The sequence below is a fragment of the Psychrobacillus sp. FSL K6-1415 genome (assembly GCF_038003185.1).
GTDB classification, from domain to species: Bacteria; Bacillota; Bacilli; order Bacillales_A; family Planococcaceae; genus Psychrobacillus; species Psychrobacillus psychrodurans.
Genome location: NZ_JBBOOQ010000001.1, coordinates 2,436,565 through 2,457,309, shown reverse-complemented (window position 1 = coordinate 2,457,309; position 20,745 = coordinate 2,436,565). Strand labels below are relative to the sequence as shown.

General features: G+C 35.9%; 17 protein-coding genes. 14 read left to right on the top strand and 3 right to left on the bottom strand.

The window, feature by feature from the left end:
- The first annotated feature begins 16 nt into the window (after positions 1-16).
- The 6 genes from recN (at position 17) to MKY60_RS11535 (ending at position 8,361) form a co-directional block, all read left to right on the top strand.
- Entirely contained in the window at positions 17-1,720 is a 1,704-nt protein-coding gene (gene recN, locus MKY60_RS11560; protein WP_093496655.1) for a DNA repair protein RecN, read from the top strand.
- Between the two features lie 188 nt (positions 1,721-1,908).
- Positions 1,909-2,865, top strand: a complete 957-nt coding sequence (locus MKY60_RS11555; protein WP_093496656.1) for a SpoIVB peptidase S55 domain-containing protein — start codon at positions 1,909-1,911, stop codon at positions 2,863-2,865.
- Between the two features lie 121 nt (positions 2,866-2,986).
- A protein-coding gene (locus MKY60_RS11550) for an IS3 family transposase (RefSeq protein ID WP_340928296.1) occupies positions 2,987-4,320 on the top strand; the annotation gives its coding sequence in 2 pieces (ribosomal slippage) (positions 2,987-3,374 and positions 3,374-4,320; 1,335 coding nt in all).
- Positions 4,321-4,557: 237 nt separating this feature from the next.
- Entirely contained in the window at positions 4,558-5,349 is a 792-nt protein-coding gene (gene spo0A / locus MKY60_RS11545; protein WP_093496806.1) for a sporulation transcription factor Spo0A, read from the top strand.
- Positions 5,350-6,056: 707 nt separating this feature from the next.
- Positions 6,057-7,628: a DUF342 domain-containing protein gene (locus MKY60_RS11540; protein WP_241600643.1), complete on the top strand. Its 1,572-nt coding sequence runs from the start codon at positions 6,057-6,059 to the stop codon at positions 7,626-7,628.
- Positions 7,621-8,361 (top strand): glycerophosphodiester phosphodiesterase, encoded by a 741-nt coding sequence (locus MKY60_RS11535; RefSeq protein ID WP_241600642.1) that lies wholly within the window; start codon positions 7,621-7,623, stop codon positions 8,359-8,361. Before MKY60_RS11540 ends, MKY60_RS11535 begins: the two co-directional genes overlap by 8 nt.
- A 138-nt stretch (positions 8,362-8,499) precedes the next feature.
- On the opposite strand, the gene MKY60_RS11530 is transcribed toward MKY60_RS11535, so the two are convergent.
- Positions 8,500-8,751 (bottom strand): DUF2627 domain-containing protein, encoded by a 252-nt coding sequence (locus MKY60_RS11530; RefSeq protein ID WP_090563660.1) that lies wholly within the window; start codon positions 8,749-8,751, stop codon positions 8,500-8,502.
- Between the two features lie 128 nt (positions 8,752-8,879).
- Between MKY60_RS11530 and MKY60_RS11525 the strand changes: the two genes are divergently transcribed.
- The 7 genes from MKY60_RS11525 (at position 8,880) to MKY60_RS11495 (ending at position 18,115) form a co-directional block, all read left to right on the top strand.
- Positions 8,880-10,901, top strand: a complete 2,022-nt coding sequence (locus MKY60_RS11525) for a sigma 54-interacting transcriptional regulator (protein WP_241600641.1) — start codon at positions 8,880-8,882, stop codon at positions 10,899-10,901.
- Positions 10,902-10,975: 74 nt separating this feature from the next.
- Positions 10,976-12,070, top strand: a complete 1,095-nt coding sequence (gene bcd, locus MKY60_RS11520; RefSeq protein WP_093496802.1) for a branched-chain amino acid dehydrogenase — start codon at positions 10,976-10,978, stop codon at positions 12,068-12,070.
- 95 nt (positions 12,071-12,165) lie between these two features.
- Complete coding sequence (gene lpdA, locus MKY60_RS11515; protein ID WP_241600640.1) at positions 12,166-13,596, top strand: dihydrolipoyl dehydrogenase; 1,431 nt, start codon at positions 12,166-12,168, stop codon at positions 13,594-13,596.
- A 170-nt stretch (positions 13,597-13,766) separates the two neighbouring features.
- Positions 13,767-14,777, top strand: a complete 1,011-nt coding sequence (locus MKY60_RS11510) for a thiamine pyrophosphate-dependent dehydrogenase E1 component subunit alpha (protein ID WP_241600638.1) — start codon at positions 13,767-13,769, stop codon at positions 14,775-14,777.
- Positions 14,777-15,760: an alpha-ketoacid dehydrogenase subunit beta gene (locus MKY60_RS11505; protein ID WP_090563651.1), complete on the top strand. Its 984-nt coding sequence runs from the start codon at positions 14,777-14,779 to the stop codon at positions 15,758-15,760. The genes MKY60_RS11510 and MKY60_RS11505 overlap by 1 nt, the downstream gene beginning before the upstream one ends.
- 145 nt (positions 15,761-15,905) lie before the next feature.
- Positions 15,906-17,213: a dihydrolipoamide acetyltransferase family protein gene (locus MKY60_RS11500; RefSeq protein WP_241600637.1), complete on the top strand. Its 1,308-nt coding sequence runs from the start codon at positions 15,906-15,908 to the stop codon at positions 17,211-17,213.
- A gap of 578 nt (positions 17,214-17,791) precedes the next feature.
- The gene (locus MKY60_RS11495) at positions 17,792-18,115 is read left to right on the top strand and encodes an antibiotic biosynthesis monooxygenase family protein (RefSeq protein WP_340879871.1); all 324 of its coding nucleotides are present in this window, start codon (positions 17,792-17,794) and stop codon (positions 18,113-18,115) included.
- Between the two features lie 246 nt (positions 18,116-18,361).
- On the opposite strand, the gene MKY60_RS11490 is transcribed toward MKY60_RS11495, so the two are convergent.
- Positions 18,362-19,030, bottom strand: a complete 669-nt coding sequence (locus MKY60_RS11490) for a YqeB family protein (protein ID WP_071220738.1) — start codon at positions 19,028-19,030, stop codon at positions 18,362-18,364.
- A gap of 188 nt (positions 19,031-19,218) precedes the next feature.
- Positions 19,219-19,815: a TetR/AcrR family transcriptional regulator gene (locus MKY60_RS11485; protein WP_071220739.1), complete on the bottom strand. Its 597-nt coding sequence runs from the start codon at positions 19,813-19,815 to the stop codon at positions 19,219-19,221.
- 359 nt (positions 19,816-20,174) lie between these two features.
- Between MKY60_RS11485 and MKY60_RS11480 the strand changes: the two genes are divergently transcribed.
- Positions 20,175-20,744 (top strand): recombinase family protein, encoded by a 570-nt coding sequence (locus MKY60_RS11480; protein WP_076315855.1) that lies wholly within the window; start codon positions 20,175-20,177, stop codon positions 20,742-20,744.
- Position 20,745: the final 1 nt, after the last annotated feature.

The following is a 20,745-nucleotide window of genomic DNA, read 5'->3' as shown; positions in this document are numbered from 1 at the left end:
AATGAGGTGAAAACAATTGCTGAAGGAACTAACGATAAAAAACTTTGCGATTATTGATGAATTGACCGTCAGTTTTGAAGAAGGACTTACTGTGCTTACTGGGGAAACTGGAGCAGGAAAGTCTATTATAATTGATGCTGTGCATTTGTTATGTGGTGGTAGAGGCTCACATGAATTCATTAGACATGAAGCTAAAAAAGCTGAGTTAGAAGGCTTGTTTATTATTTCCAATCCCCATCATGGTGTTGTGAGAAAACTGGCAGACGTTGGTATTGATATTGAAGATGAATCTATCATTTTAAGAAGAGATATCAACCAGTCAGGTAAAAGTGTCTGCAGAGTCAATGGGAAACTTGTAACAATTGGTATTTTAAGAGAAATTGGTGCTTCATTAATAGATATTCATGGGCAGCATGAGAGTCAGGAGTTAATGGATGATAAAGCACATATTCATTTATTGGATCAATTTGCTGGAGAAAATCTAAAAGAAGTGAAAGAATCTTATCAAGAACTTTATAAGCAATACAAAAAGTGGAAAAAAGAACTAGATAAATTATCGGAGAACGAACAACAGATTGCTCATAAAATTGATTTATACACGTTTCAGGTAGAAGAAATAGTCGATTCAAATTTAGTCATTGGAGAAGAGGAGCAACTACAGGAACAGAAAAAGAAATTACAAAATTTCCATAAGGTTTTCGACAAAATGAGTACTGCGTATGATGCTATTTTGGCGGAATCAAAAGGTTTAGATTATATAGGAACGGCAATGGCTGATCTTCAGGATATAGCAGATGTCGATAAAAATATGATGGAGCTAAGCGAAAACGTATCATCAGCTTTTTACATATTGCAAGATGCAGCCTATCAACTAAAAAATGAATTAGATGAAATGGAATTTGATAACAATCAGTTACAAATCGTAGAAGAGCGTTTAGCTGCTATCCAAACCTTGAAAAGAAAATATGGTTCAACTATTGAAGAAATTTTACAATACAAAGACCAAATTCAACACAGTTTAGATCAGTTAGTGAATCGTGATGAGCAAATTCAAAGAATGACTGAAAAAATACATCAAATTGAAATTGATTTAGAATTAGAGGCAAATGACTTAACGGATAAACGGAAAAATGCTGCTAAACATTTAAGCGTTGCCATCATGGAGCAATTACAGGAACTATATATGGAAAAGGCAACTTTCTCGGTTATGTTTCATGAATCAGTTAAACCAGTTTACAATGAAAATGGGTTAGACGATTTATCGTTTTATATTTCAACGAATGTAGGAGAACCTCTGAAGTCATTAACTAAAATTGCTTCCGGTGGGGAACTATCACGTATGATGCTTGCTCTTAAAAGTATTTTCTCCGAGCATCAAGGCATTACATCTATTATTTTCGATGAGGTTGATACAGGAGTAAGTGGACGTGTTGCGCAATCAATAGCAGAGAAAATTTCAGGAATTGCTTCGAATTCACAAGTACTTTGTATTTCTCATTTACCACAAGTTGCTGCAATGGCAGATCAGCATTTAATGATTAAAAAAGAAGTCAGTGGTAATCGGACATTTACTGTATTAGAAGAAGTCCAAAATGAAAAACGAGCAGAAGAGCTTAGTCGGATGATGTCTGGTGCGGAAATTACAAGCACCACTTTACAGCATTCGAAAGAGCTTTTAAAATTAGCGAAAAATAGAAAAAAAATTATAAGAAATCTTTAAAGACCTTGTGATCAAGGTCTTTTTTTTACCATGTTTTAAAAGATCCCAACATTCCCACTTCAATGTTTGAGCCAAAACAAAATCTTTAGGGTAAAAAAAAACCATTGATTTCAGTTTTATTTTATCAATTATTTACCTTTCATAGCCGACATTTTGTAGGACATAGTATCAATATAGGGAGGTGAAATATGAAGAAAAACTATCGTAAATGGTCGCTAATTCCACTACTCTTCTTTACTTTATTCTTCGCGAACAATTCAGCTTTTGCAGAGGAAACTTCAGTAGTACCACTAGGACAGTCCATTCAAATTGATTTACAATATGGTTCTGTTTTTGTAAGCAGTGATGTTTTACTTTCAGATGATGAATGGTTGCGAACTGGTGATTTGATTCATCTGATCAATGATAAGCCAGTGACAAATCTGATGGACGTAAAAAGTAATATAAAAGATAGTACACAAATTATTATCCAGTATGAGCATAAAAAAGAAAAGTATACGAAAAGTATAAGTTCAGTTCAAATGGTGAAATTGCTTCCTTTTTTGAAGGATGCTACAGAAGGTATTGGTACTTTAACCTATTTTGACCCCATTACGAAAGAATTTGGTGCGTTAGGTCACCAAATAGTGGACCAACAATCCGGAATAACTCCGAATTTTTCGGAGGGATCCATATATTTATCTTCGATCGAACAGATAAAGAAAAGTACGCCTGGAAAACCTGGCTATAAAATAACCTCCCATAACTCAAATACTTTACCAATCGGTGGAGTAAATGAAAATAATGTATACGGTGTTTTTGGAAAATTGGACAATAGTGCATTAGAAAATATATCCATGCAACAAGTAGAAATTGTAGATCAAGAAGAAATAAACACAGGTAAAGCAGTTATGAGGACCTCAATCGATGGTGAAAAAGTACAAGATTTTGCAATAGAAATTTCTTCAGTAGAAGGCCATATTTTTCAATTTACAGTAACCGATAAGAAGTTGCTTCAAAAGACGGGCGGTATTCTACAAGGTATGAGTGGAAGTCCAATCATGCAAAAAGATAAACTAGTCGGAGTCGTAACTCACATGTATGTAGATAAACCAGAAAATGGTGCAGCATTAGCAATAACAGAAATGATGAAAAAGAATCCATGATAAAATAAAAAGGATAGACTCCGTTTTAAACTGTACCCTATAAGATAGACACTTTAAAAAAGGTCATCTTATAGGGTCTTTTTGTTTATAATGAAAAAAACAGTATTCGGAGCGATAAATTATGACTAAAAATTATTTAACACCTAACCAACAAAAAGAACTAAAAAAGAATCCATATGTAAAAGCTGTAAGCAATAAAGCGATTACGTACACAGATGAATTTAAACGATTATTTATTACTGAAAATGAATTTGGGAAGTTTCCGCGTGAAATTTTTGAAGATGCAGGATTTGATATCGAAATGATGGGGATGACACGCATTCATAAAGCGGCAGCTCGATGGAAAACAGCATACCAAAACCAAGGAATTACTGGGTTAGAAGATTCTCGGAAATATAGTTCTGGTCGCCCACTTGAACGAGAACTAAGTCTCGAGGAAAAGTATGCACGATTAGAAGCGAAGACTCGATTACTTGAGGCAGAGAACGAACTCCTAAAAAAGCTCGATTTACTCGAAAGGCAGATGGTGAAGAAGAAATAAAAATTGCGCCAGAATTAAAATTCGAACTCATTAACCAGATTATTAAAAAGTATGAGTTAAAGCGTATGGTAAGTTATCTTTGCGAGGTAATGGATGTATCTCGATCAGGTTTCTACAATTACTTTGATGAAAAATCCATTCAAAAACGTGCAATTAAAGGCGGTTCGGACGAGGTGGTGAAAAACATCATTTTAAAGGCGTATCATTTCCGAGGACGCAAAAAAGGAGCACGCCAAATTAAAATGACACTCCAAAACCAGTACCAGATTACATATAACTTAAAACGTATTCGCCGCATTATGAAGAAATTTGAGATTGTTTGTCCAATTCGAAAAGCGAATCCCTATCGCCGCATGGCGAAAGCAACAAAAGAACATCGCACATGCCCGAACGAATTGCAGCGCAACTTTAAACAAGGGTTGGCTGGAAAAGTGTTATTAACGGATATCACATATTTAAACTACAGAAGCGGAAAGCGTGCTTATTTATCCACGATTAAAGACGCAGAGACGAATGAAATTTTAGCGTATGAAGTCTCAGATAAAATTACATTAGACATCGCATTAGATACACTTCACCAATTAAGACGTCGTCATTCACATATTCGAAATGATGCCTTTATTCATTCGGATCAGGGATTTCATTACACAAATCCGACCTATCAAAAATTAGTGAAAAAGATGAATCTTGGACAGTCAATGTCACGCCGTGGAAACTGTTGGGACAATGCTCCACAAGAATCATTCTTTGGGCATTTTAAAGATGAAACAAATATAAAAGAATGCGAAACATTAGAAGAAGTAAAACAAGAAGTGAAGTGTTATATGATATATTACAATTATTATAGAGGCCAATGGAATTTAAAAAAGCTGCCGCCTGCAAAATACAGACAGCAGCTTCAACAAGTTGCCTAACCTTTTTCAAAATGTCCTTTACAAAGGGTACAGTTTATTTTTTGGGTCTATCCTTTTTATTGTTTTAGATATAAGATGAAATAAAGAAAATTCGACATTGTTGTTGTAATATTCAAAAATTTGTCGCAATATAACGAAAATGTATTATAAAAGCCTTATTTTTAATAAGAATAAAGGATATTAGGAAATTAAAGAGAATAGTATCTGAGTGAAAAATTACAAAAGGTGGATGAGAAAATGGAAAAGGTAAAAATTGCAATTGTAGATGACAATAAAGACTTAATTCGTACGATGGAATCCTACTTTGATCAGCATCCTGAAATCGAGATAATAGGGACTGCAGCAAATGGGAAACTTTGTTTAGAACTTTTAGAGAATATTCAGCCGGATGTATTACTACTCGACATTATAATGCCACATTTAGATGGAATTGCTGTTTTAGATAATCTACAAAAAGACAATAAACTTAAAGATATCCAAGTAATCATGCTCACCGCGTTTGGACAAGAGGATGTCATGAAACAAGCTGTAGATTTGGGAGCATCCTATTTTATGCTGAAGCCTTTTGAATTCGAACGCTTAGTAACTCAAATTAAACAAGTAGCAGCCAAAAAAGGTTTTGTTCAAGAAGCGCCTGTAAAAACTAGTCCCGAGAAAGAAGCATTACAAAATAAGCGTATGATTGACAATACAATAACGAATGTTATTAAAGAGATTGGTGTTCCTGCACATATTAAAGGATACTCCTACCTACGAGAGGCTATCCAAATGGTTTATAGTGATATTGAATTGCTAGGCTCCATTACAAAGGTTTTATATCCAGAAATAGCTAAAAAATTTCAAACGACACCATCTCGTGTAGAACGAGCAATTAGACATGCTATAGAGGTAGCGTGGAACCGTGGAAACTATGAAACTATTTCTAAATTGTTCGGCTACACTGTCCATCATTTAAAATCAAAACCTACTAATTCAGAGTTTATAGCAATGATCGCAGATAAAATTCGTATGGAGAATATGGCTAGTTAAATGTTCCTGTTACCGGACTAATCATAAATTATAAACCTTCCAATTTATTAAATAACTAGATTTTAATTTAAAAGCATATAAACTTGCCACCAATAAAGCCAACGAATTTATAATTCGCTGGTTTTTTTGATGAATAAGTTGTTCACTAGTTATTCAAAAACACACTTAGTTTTTCTAAAAAGTAAATAGGTGAATCAATCTCATAAAGAATTTTATATAGTTAAATCCGAACAACGCTAATTTCCGCTCTAGGCGGACGCTTTTCAGCGGGCACGGCTTCATCTCCTCGTCACTACGAAAACATATGCTCCTGCGGGGCTTTCAGCTCGGGCTGTTCCCGTTGATTGGAGTCGCCGCCTTGCCACACCAATCAACGGGATTACTTTTAAAAAACGAATATTATATTACGATATTAAACAAACATTCATATTTTTAAAGTTAGGTTTAGGTGCTTTATTCACAGTTTTACTTATTTACAAAAGGAAGAATGAGGACTTTTTATGTTGGTAAGAATTATTATTCATATTACTTTGTGCCCTTTAATAGAGTTTTTATATAAGTCTAAATATCTGTATTGGTTGTAGTGGAATTAATTAATAATAATTAAAATTAGGTATTAATAGCGATATTTTTAGCAAATTCAAAATTTTTAGCACTCTATTTTTTAATAGTGAGTATAATAATGATGAGAGGAAGTGTTCGGAGTTATGATAATCATTGAGAATGATGAAATAATGCTTTCTGCAGATAATGGACGAGTATTTATGACTATTAAAAAAGATCATTACAATCTTAAGAAAGTTGATGAATTAACTAGAAATCATCCAAGGTTGAAGATTTCTAACTTTATGGCTGTAAAAAAAGCTGTAGAAAGTGGTTCACACGATCCTATTGAGGTAGGAAGCTGGATCGATAGTATGGAGTTAGAGATAAGTATTGATAAAATGGAAGCGTTAATCACTATCTACGAGTCTCAGAACTTTATACAAGAAAACTTAGAAAGTCTACAAAAGAATATACAAAAATTACTGCAGGACAATGGAATTGTATTTGGTCAGCAACCATTGGATTTAAATTCGATTAAAACGGGTAAATCATACATAATTGCAAAAGGAGTTCCACCTGAAAAAGGTGCTAATGCCAAAATATCTTATTTACAGCAAGCAGAAAAAACACCAGTTATCAATGAAGATGGCAAAGCGGATTACTTTGATATGAACTTCATCGTAGAGATTGATGAGGGATCATGGCTTGGTGAAAAAATTCCTGCACAGCAAGGAACAGAGGGTAAGAATATTCTTGGAGAATCCGTACCTGCATTGATGGGTGATGATTTACCTCTAAAATATGACACTAAATCCGCGTATGAAGTGGAAGAGGACGGTAAGACAGTTTTACGTTCAAAAACAAAAGGAGTAATTGGAGAAGTAAACGGAGTACTTACGGTTCAAAAGCATCTTGTCATCGATGGTGATGTGGGATTGGAGACAGGTAATTTGAAATTTGACGGCTCTATTCAAGTTAGAGGAACTGTAATGGCTGGTTACTCAATAGTCTCTTCCGGTGATATCTCCATTGAATCTAATGAAGGCGTACATTCAGCAGAACTTATAAAATCGACAGAAGGAGACGTGTTCATTAAAGGCGGCATATTTGGCAGAGGAATCACAAAAGTAGAGGCACATCATAATATATTTGTTAAACATGCTAATGAATGTACTTTAGAGGCAAAAGATACTATTCACATTGGATTTTATTCTTTAGGGTCTAAGATTTTCTGTAATGAATTGATATTAGATGAGCGCAAAGGGAAGATTATTGGTGGTAAAGCTATTGCTATCAATTCAATCACATCTGCATATACGGGAAACAATTCAGAAAGGAAAACGGAATTGGTAGTCCAAGGAATAGACCGAAAAATTCTAACGGAAAATGCGAAAACAAAAGCACAAGAGATGATGAAGTTACAGGAAGAAACGACTAAGCTCAATTTTAGTTTAAGTCAATTAAATCAATTTAAGAGTTCAATGTCTGTTCAACAAGTAGCTGTATATGAACAAACGAAGCAAAAATATAATGAAATTCAACGTGAAGTGAAAGAGTTAGATGAGGAGATTCAGCGGATTTTGAAAATGTTAAGACACACGTCAGATTATTTTATCGATATTAAAAGAGAAGCAAATCCAGGTACGGTTATTCAAATTGGAAACAAATCATCTTATCTAACAAAACAAACCCAAGGGAAATTCAAATTGGAAAATGGGGAGTTAAATGTCTAATATACCTGTGTATGCTCACCGTGGTGCTGCAGCAAAAACAGTTGAAAATTCTATGAAAGCGTTTAAAAGAGCTGTAAAGCTAGGAGTAGATGGGATTGAATTAGATTTACAGCTTTCAGCAGACGGCGTACCTTTTGTTACGCATGATATTGATTTTTTTCGATTAGCGGGAAATAAACGAAGAATTACTGATATGCTTGCAGAGGAAGTATTGCAGCTAAAACTCGGTCGGGTGTTCTACCGTAAGTTTTTCTATTCTAAAGTAGTGACCTTTGATGAATTCATTCACTATGTGACCCCATTAGGAATAAAATTAAATGTAGAATTGAAGGAATCTTTTCTTGGGAAAAATGAAAAAATTCGAGAGGTCGTAGAAAAAGCTTCACACATTTCAGATGTTCACTTTTCTTCCTTCGAATTTAGTATCCTGCAAACAATACACGCGATGGGAAGAGAAGTCCAAACAGCTTTTATTGGCAAAAAAAATTCAGATTGGGATTATGTGTTGTCTATTAAAGAAATAGATGCAATTCACTTCAATAAAAAATTTTACGATACTAATTTAATGAAGAGAGTATGGGATGCTGGTTTTCCAATGCGCTTTTATAACATAAAGGGCAACGAAAAGTATATTCTGAATCCACATGAATCTGTAATTGGATGGATCACTGATTACCCAGAAAAAGTAATTCAACAACAAAAAAGACCAGGTTATAGACGCCCGGTCCACTAAAAATAAATACGTAGATATACCTGATTTCCACTCTGAGAGTTCGCATGAAACGGATGTTAGTAGTATTATTCATTCTTTTAAGTGCCATAAATCCAGTGTTCACGGAATTTTGTCTTTCAAAAAAGACGTAGACTTTTATTATAAGTCTACGTCTTTTTTCTTTTGAAATCGTGGAGCTACTTTCCCATTTTTACGATCACGGTTCAATAAGAACCCTGCAAAGAAGCCTAATCCTAGAACCGTAAATATTAATCCGCTTATAAATTGTATGACCAAGCCACCAATAGGGAGGATTTGTAATCCGAAAAATGTATCTCTCATTAATTTAATCCCAAATGCTGCTAAAATTCCAGGAATTAATAACACGATTAAAGCCGCTAAACGAGCCATTTTTTTCACTCCTGTTCTTACTAATTTAATTTTACTATCAACAATATGATTGTCAACGAAAGAAACTTGCGTTATGATAAATGAGAAGTGCAATAAGTTGCAGATGATTAATGGGGGTGTGCATATTCTTGCAAAACATACTTATAGTAGGTGCTGGTAATGGAGGATGTGCACTTTTGAAATTGATACAACAGGCTGAATATCTTCAAGTCAAAGCTATTGTAGACATTGATGAAAAAGCTCCCGGGCTAAAACTTGCAAAAGAGACTAATATTCCTACGTTTAAAGATTGGAAACCTCTCCTAAATGATGATATTCAGATCATCATTGATGTTACGGGAAACAAAGAGGTATTTCATGAGCTTCTTGCAAATAGGCCAGCCACTGCGGTATTAATACCGGGCGAGATTGCCAACTTAATTGTTTCACTTTTAGAAGAGAAAAATAAGTATATAAACATTATTGATCACAAAACGATGATGCAGGAGTTAATCTTCAGTTCTGTTGAAGAAGGTATGATTGGAATTGATGATCAAGGCATCGTAAATTTATTTAACAAAAGTGCAGAAAGAATGACACAAATATCTGTCGAAAATGCCATTGGAAAACATGTTCATGAAGTAATTTCCTTAAGTGAATTACCTAAAGTATTCGATACAGGTCGTGTCGAACTAAACAAAGAACTCATTCTTGAAAGCGGTACCAAAATTGTCACCTCGCGTTATCCAATGATAAATGAAGAAGGAAAACAAGTCGGGGCATTTGCTGTTTTCAAGGATATTTCGGAAGTAGTTCGACTAGCTGAAGAAATTACAAACCTAACAGAAATTCAAAAAATGCTAGAGGCAATTATCTATTCAAGTGAAGATGCTATTTCCGTTGTGGATGAAGAAGGTAAAGGTATTCTTATTAACCCTGCTTACACAAGAATAACTGGATTTAGCGAAGCAGAAGTAATTGGGCAACCCGCAACAGCTGATATTTCAGAAGGGGAAAGTATTCACCTAAAAGTGTTGCAAACTCGAAAGCCTGTTCGTGGTGTTAATCTACGAGTAGGGAAACTGAAAAAAGATGTTATCGTCAATGTAGCGCCTATCATCGTTAACCAACAGTTAAAAGGTAGTGTTGGAGTAATACACGATATGACTGAAATGCGCGGGCTAATGAAAGAATTAGATCATGCTCGCACGCTAATCAGAACGTTAGGGGCAACATATAGCTTTGAAGATATTGTCGGTACATCAAACGAAATAAACTTCACGATTGAGCAAGCAAAGCTAGCAGCAAGCGTTTCAGTAACCGTTCTTTTAAGGGGAGAGGTTGGTGCTGGAAAAGACTTATTCGCTCTTGCAATACACAGTGAAAGTAATCGATCGCATTATCCGTTCCTTCGTGTAAACTGTAGCTCAACGGAAGAACATTTGCTAGAAACAGAGTTGTTTGGGTCTGAAAAAGATGGGTTTATACAACCTGGGATTTTTGAACAAGCAATAAATGGTACAATTTTCTTGGACGAAGTTGGGGAACTTACGAAAAAGACACAGGCAAAGCTGCTACGTGTTCTGAGAGAAAATGCAATCATTCGAGTAGAGGGAACGACATCAATACCTGTAGATGTGAGAATCATCGCATCAAGTAGTTTGAACCTCGAAAAAGCAATGCTAGAAGGTACTTTTAGAGAAGATTTTTATTATCAATTGAATCGGATGCCAATACATATTCCTTCCTTACGTAATCGTAAACAGGATATTCCGGCAATAGCAGAGCATTTGCTCGTGAAGTTAAATCAAGAATTTGGTCGGAATGTTGAAGGTTTTTCTGAAGAAGCAATGGAGAGTTTACTTCTATATGACTGGCCGGGGAATGTTCGAGAGTTGGAAAATGTCATCAGTCGTTCGATGATATTTTTGCAGCCAAATGATCGAACGGTAGAAGAATACCATCTACCAAAGTCAATGTTGGTTATACCAAGTGAGGACAAGGGAGAGACTTCACTTGGTACGTTAGCAGAACAAATGGATGAAATGGAAAAGAAAGTATTGGCACAAGCATTAAAACTTTCTGGGGGAAATAAATCACGAACCGCCAAACAACTTAACATTTCACTCCGCACGCTTTATTACAAATTAGAAAAATATCATTTAGCATAAATGGGAGACACTTCAAACAATAGGGGTATTGAATATATAAGTAAGGCCCATTTAACTAATAGGAGGAACTACACATGGAAATCTTTAAATATATGGAAACTTATGATTACGAACAATTGGTATTCTGCCAAGATAAAACTTCAGGGTTAAAAGCGATAATTGCAATTCATGATACTACTTTAGGTCCTGCACTTGGTGGGACACGTATGTGGAATTATGCAACTGAAGAAGAAGCGATTGAGGATGCATTACGCCTTGCAAAAGGTATGACTTATAAAAATGCAGCAGCTGGATTAAATCTTGGTGGTGGAAAAACTGTAATTATTGGAGATCCATTAAAGGATAAAAATGAAGAAATGTTCCGTGCTTTTGGTCGCTTCATCCAGGGGTTAAATGGTCGTTATATTACAGCTGAAGACGTTGGAACAACTGTAGCGGATATGGACTTAATCCATGAGGAGACTAATTATGTAACTGGTATTTCAGAAGCATTTGGTTCTTCAGGTAATCCATCGCCTGTAACAGCTTACGGTGTTTATGTAGGGATGAAAGCAGCAGCTAAAGAAGCATTTGGCTCAGATTCTTTAGAGGGTAAAACTGTAGCAGTACAGGGTGTTGGTAATGTTGCATACACGCTTTGCGAATACTTACACAAAGAAGGCGCAAAACTAATTGTTGCAGATATTAACCAAGCATCGGTTGACCGTGCAGTGAATGCATTCGGAGCAGTTCAAGTTGATGTTAATGATATCTATTCGCAAGAAGCAGATATTTTTGCTCCATGTGCTTTAGGTGCGATTATTAATGACAATACAATTCCACAACTAAAAGCGAAAGTAATTGCTGGTTCAGCAAACAACCAATTACGTGATACAACGCATGGAGATACAATTCATGAGATGGGCATTGTCTATGCACCAGACTATGTTATTAATTCAGGTGGCGTTATCAATGTAGCGGATGAATTATATGGCTACAATGCGGAGCGTGCGATGAAACGTGTAGCTACAATTTACGATAAAATTGAACGCATTTTTGAAATCTCAAAACGCGATGGCGTGCCATCATATGTTGCTGCTGACCGTTTGGCGGAAGAACGTATTGCACGTGTAAGCAAATCACGTAGTCAATTCTTACAAAATGGTAAACATATCTTAAACGGACGTTAATACAACAACTAATTTCATCTATTGAACTAAAGTAGGCCGTCTTTCTTTTAAAGTAAAGCGGCCTTCTTAGATGGATATTAAAGGAGATGGTAAAGTTGGCAAAAGATTATGATGTAGTAATTATTGGTGGTGGTACGGGCGGATATGTTGCTGCTATACGTTCGGCTCAACTTGGATTAAAAACAGCAATCGTTGAAAAAGGAAATTTAGGTGGTACTTGTTTACATAAAGGGTGTATTCCTAGTAAAGCTTTGCTTCGTAGTGCGGAAGTATATGCAACTACTAAAAATCATGCAGTTGACTTCGGTGTAAATACTGGAGAGGTAACACTCGATTTTAGTCGCGTACAGGCACGAAAGGAATCGATTGTTAACCAATTACATCAAGGTGTGCTAGGGTTGATGAAAAAAGGCAAAATAGATGTATATGAAGGTACAGGAAGAATGTTAGGACCTTCTATCTTTTCACCTTCTCCAGGTGGAACTATATCTATAGAAATGAATAATGGCGACGAAAATGAAATGCTTATACCTAAAAATGTAGTAATCGCCACTGGCTCTAGACCACGTACTTTACCAGGATTAACAATTGACGGCGAATTTGTCATGAGCTCTGATGAAGCCTTAGCAATGACAGAGTTACCAAAAACTATGTTAATCGTAGGTGGCGGAGTTATTGGAATAGAATGGGCATCTATGCTTAATGATTTTGGAGTAGAGGTAACGGTGGTCGAGTATGCAGATCGTATTATACCGACTGAAGACAAGGATATCTCGAAAGAAATGCAAAAGCTACTTGCTAAAAAGGGTATAACATTTGTTACAAGTGCAAAAGTACTTCCAGAGACATTAGAAACAAAAGAAAAAGAAGTACAAATTTCTGCAGAGATAAATGGTGAAATGAAAACCTTTATAGCAGAAAAAATGTTAGTTTCTGTTGGCAGACAAGCAAATGTAGAAGGTATTGGCATTGAAAATACAGATATCGTTGTAGAAAAAGGATTTATCCAAGTGTCAGAAACATTCCAAACAAAAGAATCTCATATATATGCGATTGGAGATGTAATCGGTGGACTTCAATTAGCACATGTGGCCAGCCATGAAGGAATTACTGCGATTGAACATATCGCGGGTAACGACATCTCGCCAATTGACTATACATTAGTTTCACGTTGTATTTATTCGAATCCTGAAGCTTCAAGTGTTGGTATTACGGAACAACAAGCAAAAGAACAAGGATTTGATGTAAAGGTTGGTAAATTCTCATTTAAAGCGATTGGAAAAGCACTTGTGTACGGCGAATCTGATGGATTTGTGAAAATCGTTGCAGATAAAAAGACAAATGATATTCTAGGGGTTCATATGATAGGACCACATGTAACTGATATGATTTCAGAAGCTGGTTTAGCAATGGTTCTTGACGCAACACCATGGGAAATTGCGCATACAATTCACCCACATCCTACACTAAGTGAAGTAATAGGCGAAGCAGCATTAGCTGTAGATGGTAAAGCTATTCATATGTAGAGAAGTGGCAAATGCCGACCAGCAGCAAAAAGCGCTGGAGGACTTGAAGTAAGAAGCGTCCTTTGTCTTTCTCTGTCATTCTGAAACGACTAAAGAGGGTGCGCTCGGAGCTAGAGAAATACTGAAATGAGAAGCAATTTGCTTGTATATTAATAGAGGGGGAGTTCTATATGACAACAAACCGTCATGAAGAATTAGGTTTAACAAATGAAGATGTGTTAACAATGTTTGAAACGATGTTAATGGCACGTCGTATCGATGAACGTATGTGGTTATTAAACCGTGCTGGGAAAATTCCTTTTGTAATTTCCTGTCAAGGTCAAGAAGCCGCTCAAGTAGGAGCAGCTTTTGCACTGGATAACACAAAGGATTATATTGCTCCTTATTACCGTGATATGGGAGTTGTTTTACACTTTGGCATGACTGCCAAAGATTTAATGCTTTCCGCTTTTGCAAAAGCAGAAGATCCAAACTCTGGTGGTCGTCAAATGCCAGGTCATTTTGGACAAAAGAAAAATAGAATCTTAACTGGTTCTTCACCCGTTACAACTCAGCTGCCGCATGCTGTAGGAGTAGCTTTAGCTGCGAAAATTGAGAAAAAAGATTTTATTACCTTTGTTACTCTTGGGGAGGGTTCCTCTAACCAAGGAGATTTCCATGAAGGATTAAACTTTGCAGGAGTTCACCAATTACCATGTATTACAATGGTTGAAAACAATAATTATGCTATTTCTGTACCATTTGAGCGTCAGGTTGCGAGTAAAACGGTTGCAGACCGTGCTTCCAGTTATGGTATGCCTGGTGTAACTGTTGACGGGAAAGATCCAATCGAGGTATACAGAGTAGTGAAGGAAGCTGCAGATCGTGCTCGTAATGGCGAAGGACCAAGCTTAATAGAAGCTGTGACGTACCGTTTGACAGCTCACTCTTCCGATGACGATGATAGACAATACCGTACTGCGGAAGATATTGCAGAAGGAAAAGCGTTAGATCCTCTTATTACATTTGCAAAGTATTTGCGTGATTTAGATATTTTATCTACAGATTTAGAAAAAGAGATTAATGATCGTATTATGAAGGAAGTAAATGAAGCAACGGACTATGCAGAAAATGCTCCATATGCTGCTCCTGAAGATGCCTTGAAGCACGTCTATGCTGAACAAGAAGGAGGGAATGCATAATGGCAATCATGTCTTATATTGATGCAATCACACTTGCAATGAAAGAAGAAATGACTCGCGATGAACGCGTTTTCGTACTTGGAGAAGATGTTGGTCGTAAAGGTGGAGTGTTCAAAGCGACAAACGGTCTATATGATGAATTTGGAGAATATCGCGTGCTAGATACACCTCTTGCAGAATCTGCTATAGCTGGTGTTGGGATCGGAGCTGCGATGTATGGGCTACGTCCCATTGCGGAAATGCAGTTTGCTGACTTTATCATGCCTGCGGTAAACCAAATTATTTCCGAAGCATCACGTATTCGTTACCGTTCTAACAATGATTGGACTTGTCCGATCGTTTTCCGTGCTCCATTCGGTGGAGGAATTCACGGAGCACTCTATCATTCCCAATCGGTAGAAGCAATTTTTGCTAACCAGCCTGGTCTAAAAATCGTTATTCCATCTACACCTTATGATGCTAAAGGTTTATTAAAAGCTGCAATTCGCGATGAAGATCCTGTTATGTTCTTTGAGCATAAACGTGCGTATCGTCTTATTAAGGGTGAAGTTCCTGAAGAAGATTACACAATCGAAATCGGGAAAGCGGATGTGAAACGTGAAGGGGAAGATATCACGGTTATTACGTACGGTCTTGCTGTGCATTTTGCACTACAGGCTGCTGAACGTTTAGAAAAAGACGGTATTTCAGCACATATTTTAGATTTACGTACAATTTATCCTTTAGATAAAGAAGGAATTATTGAAGCTGCATCTAAAACAGGTAAAGTTCTGCTAGTAACAGAAGATAACAAAGAAGGTAGTATTATTGGGGAAGTTGCTGCAATCATTGCAGAAAACTGCTTATTTGACCTAGATGCACCGATTATGCGTCTTGCTGGTCCTGATATTCCAGCTATGCCATATGCACCAACGATGGAAAAATTCTTTATGATCAATCCAGATAAAGTCGAAAAAGCGATGCGTGAGCTAGCGGAATACTAACTTCTTTCAGCAAAAAAAAGACTTTGCCAAATGAAGTTAATGCCTCCGGCGGATGTTACAGATTTTTTTAAGGAATTTATCGAGCAAGCTCGATAAAAATCTGGACCCAAATACGCCAAGGCGAATTTGATAAGGAGGAAAACGAATGGCAATCGAACAAATAAAAATGCCCCAGCTAGGGGAAAGTGTAACTGAAGGAACGATTGAAAAATGGTTAGTAAAACCAGGTGATCATGTTAACAAATATGATGCGCTAGCTGAAGTTAACACGGACAAAGTAACTGCTGAAGTGCCATCTTCCTTTACAGGAATTATTAAAGAACTGATCGCAAACGAAGGAGATACACTAGCTGTTGGTGAAATTGTTTGTACAATAGAAACAGAAGGTGGAGCTTCTGAGGAAATAGTGGAGGTAAAAGAGGCTGCTCCTGAAGAGCCTACTGCAGAAACTGTTAAACCTACGGAAGTACAAAAGCATGCTGCTCCTGTAGAACGTGATAAAGGAGCTAAAGCTCGCTATTCACCAGCAGTGTTAAAAATTTCACAAGAACATGGTATCGACCTTTCTTTAGTTACTGGTACTGGTAACGAAGGACGTATAACTCGTAAGGATCTTCTGAAAATTGTGGAGAGTGGAGAAATTCCAGTAGCAGCAAAAGCAGAGCCTAAAGCGGTATCAACTCCTTCTACGCCTACTGCAGCTAGTGCACCAGCTCCAAAGCCAACATCTGCTAATGTTCCAGTAGCGGTTGGAGATATCGAAATTCCTGTGACTGGTGTTCGTAAAGCAATTGCAGCAAATATGCTACGCAGTAAACACGAAGCTCCTCATGCATGGACTATGATTGAAGTGGACGTTACGAATATGGTTCAATATCGTGACTCTATCAAAAATGAATTCAAACAAAAAGAAGGATTTAATGTTACATACTTCGCTTTCTTCGTGAAAGCTGTATCGCAGGCATTAAAAGAATTCCCGATGATGAATTCCATGTGGGCTGGGGACAAAATAGTTCAGAAAAAAGACATTAATATTTCTATAGCGGTAGCGACAGAAGATGCGCTATATGTTCCAGTTATTAAAAATGCTGATGAAAAAACGATTAAAGGTATTGGTCGTGAAGTAAATGAGCTAGCATCAAAAGTTCGTTCTGGCAAATTAAAATCAGACGAAATGCAAGGTGGTACATTCACTGTAAACAACACAGGGTCATTTGGTTCTATTCAGTCAATGGGAATTATCAACTACCCTCAAGCAGCTATTTTACAAGTAGAATCTATCGTGAAACGTCCAGTCATCATGGACGGCGGAATGATTGCTGCGCGTGATATGGTAAATCTATGTCTTTCACTAGACCACCGTGTATTAGACGGCTTAGTTGCCGGTCGCTTCCTAGCACGTGTGAAAGAAATTCTAGAAAACATAACAAAAGAAAATACATCTGTTTATTAATGAAACGATAAAAAGGTAGAGCATTCTTGCTCTGCCTTTTTGTTGTTTATGGGCTAAATACTGTGTGCTGTGGATATAAACACTAACTAACGTTTTGAGACAGGAATAAGCACACTATAATGTAGCCAATTGACGGTATTGACTATCGATTGACTGTTTGGTTTCATTTGAATCATGGATTAAGTGAGTGATATTGTTGAGCTGCCTTATTTAAATCAGTTCAATTTTATTAATGTATAATAGCGAGGTTTTTAAACTATGATGGGTTGCTACAAGAAGGATTAACGCAAGAAGGGCTGAAAATCAGGCTAAAATAATTGAGTCAGATTGAAAAGGCTCTTATTGTAATTACTTCATTATTTTTAAAAGCTAAAGTATTTAAGTTAACTTTCTTTTAAAATTAAATCCTCTCTATGTTGTTTCAGGTAGGGTTTAAATACCACTTAACATGTCTATAATATATAAGCTAGAATAGATTTCTTTTTGGGAAAAATCTGAATATCTTAGCTCTAGTTATGTTCAAATATCAAAACGTACTCAGCGATATTTTCAGACTAAATGTAAGGAGGAATTACTTTATGTTTATAGCAAATACGGCTACCCCATATTATGCAGTTATTTTTACCTCTCAAAGAACCGAAGAGGATAAAAAAAATTACATGAAAGCAGCTGAATTGATGATTGAATTTGCCTCAAAACAAGAGGGGTTTCTAGGAGTAGATAGGACCTGCGATTTAGAGGGACTAGAAATAACCGTATCCTACTGGGTCTCTTTAGAAGCCATTAAGGAATGGAAAGAAAATGATTCTCACAGAAAGGTTAAAGAAAAAGGTAAACAAGATTGGTACTCTTCTTACTCAACTAGGATTTGTAAAGTTGAAAAAGAATATTCAAACATTTAAAAGGATTTGCTTCATGTATAAACATGAAGCTTTTTTTGTAGGTATGATTTGTCTATAATGGTAAAGAGTAAAATCGTTATTTGTAATTAATAATGGAAATTTAATAATGAAACGTCTTAGAATATATGACTGTAATTAGGGGTCATGTCGACAAAACGCATATATTATACGCTAAGCAAATTGCAACCTAAAAAGTCGAATTCCTATACGCTAAGGAACCGACTTTTTTAAATTTGGCTTGTTTAGTTAAATCTTTCGTACATATTGATCCTTACCCTGATCTTTCACAACTACCCCTAGCTCATTTAAATCCATTTTTAAATTTTTTGCCTTTTTCTTATCTCCTTCTCTAATTGCATTTCTACGTTCATATAAGATTGAATTGGTGTTCTCCCCAAGTAAATGATCTTCTAGGGCCCAAAGTTTGAATTCATCTACATAAGGGTCCTGTTCACACCAAAGGTAATGATGATACAGAAAGATTTCTCGTATTTTTTCCTTCTTAATATCCGTCTTTTCACTCAAAAGTTCTTGACCTTTATTTCCAGTAATTACGACATTATTATCTTCCATAAAGATTTCTTTTACCTCAGATTTTCTAATTATCTTTTCTTTATCATCTTTATTGATCAATATTTCTTGATCGCTTATGCTCATTTTTAGTGCTTCACTATAAACTGTTAGTGATAAAAGAACACCTATAACTACACCTACGAACATCAAGATAATAGACACCCAAAAAGGGTTGAATGCATCCAAAAGTTCAATGACTTTTGAATCAGAAAAGAAAGATATTCTTTTTACGAATTCCAACAACTTTGGAAGAAACCAACCTATCGTTCCTAAAACAATAGGAAATAATACTGCAATCAATTTTTCCAAGAAACCCATACCAATTGTGGATGTATTTTTCATTGGGATTGTTACCTCCGAGACTTTATAGTTAAAAATAGTTGAATTAAGATGTTTAGAGTATCTTGAAATTCTGACAAAAATATTCAATACAAATGAAAATAATAATTATCAAACAACAAATACGCATAAATATATATCCTTATTCAACCATCAATTATTCTAATTAAAGGGAAATAGACCTTTTGATGTTACATAACTATTTTTGTTATTACTCTAGTTAAATCATCCCTATACTTCTCAAGACTAAAGGAAGCCCTATTTTTAAGCATACTTTCTTCTATTGCACCTTGAATCAGAACACAGATCATTTCTACATCAAATTCATTAGAAAACTCTTGTTTCTTTTGTCCCTCTAATAAAATCTCTTTGAGCAATACATTTAACAGATCTTCCTCGTCATCATCAGCTTTATAGTAAGGCACTCCTTCTTCGTCTTTAGCGTTAAAGACAATTTCAATCAATGCGATATTATTTTTATAATTAGCCACTTGGTAAGCCAAACTAGCTTCAATATATGCTTTTAATTGTGAAATAGCCGTTTCTTCTCGAACAACCTTCCCACTAATAAAATCCAATTTTTTGTTAAATAAATGCACTAAGGTTTGATTGATTAAATCCATTTTGCCAGAAAAATGATACGAAATTAATCCTGTACTCACTTTTGCCTTTTTAGCGACTTTAGTTAAACTGACATTTGTATAGCCAAGTTCATCGAGTGTATCAATACAAGCTTGAATAATCTGTTCTCTTCGTGCTTCAGCAATAAAAGATTGTTTGTTTTCCATCAGGGTCTTCCTCTCGTTTATATTGGTTATTCAATTTTTAAATTGGTCTTTCAATCAATTTTTATTTTAATACAAACTTCTTATTCCTGTCAACACTAAGAATTCGACTATCCTGCCTAGTTAGTTTAAATACACCTTTTTCACATTCTCTTATCTATTTTTAACAGAAATATCTATTTTCTTGTTAAAAAACAACAACCATAAACGACCGTTTATGGTTATGGTGAGTGAGCGTCTTTAAAAGTCTCAAATAGTGCTAAAATACATACCCAAAACTATAACCAAAAACAGAATACCAATACATCAGCCTTAACCCCCTTTTTGGTATAATTAATTTGTATGGAAAGGGGAGTTTCAAATTGAAATTTGGTTATGCACGTGTGAGTACGCAAGATCAGTCATTATCATTACAACTTGATGCATTGGATCGTCATGGAGTGGACGAAACTTTTGAAGAAAAAGAATCTGGTAAAAGGAAAAATCGCCCGCAGTTGGAGGAGCTTCTTAAAGTATTACGTAAGGGTGACACAGTAGTTGTCTATAAATTAGATCGTATCAGTCGGAGTACCAAACATTTAATCGAACTCATGGAACAGTTTGAAGCAAAAGGAATCCATTTCGCGTCTATTCAGGATAAAATTGACACAACAACAGCTATGGGGCGATTCTTTTTCAGAATGTTGGCTAGCATAGCTGAATTAGAACGGGATATCATTAGTGAACGAACGAAAGATGGGTTGGTGGCAGCTAGATCTAGGGGAAGAAATGGAGGTAGACCGAAGGTTGAATCAAAAAAAATTATGCTTGCCATGAAGATGTATGAAAGTAAAGACTACTCCTTATCTCAAATTAAAGAAGCCACAGGAATAGGAGCAACAACGCTATATCGTTACTTGGGAAAGAAAGGGCTATCCAGCGAGGAGGTGTAAC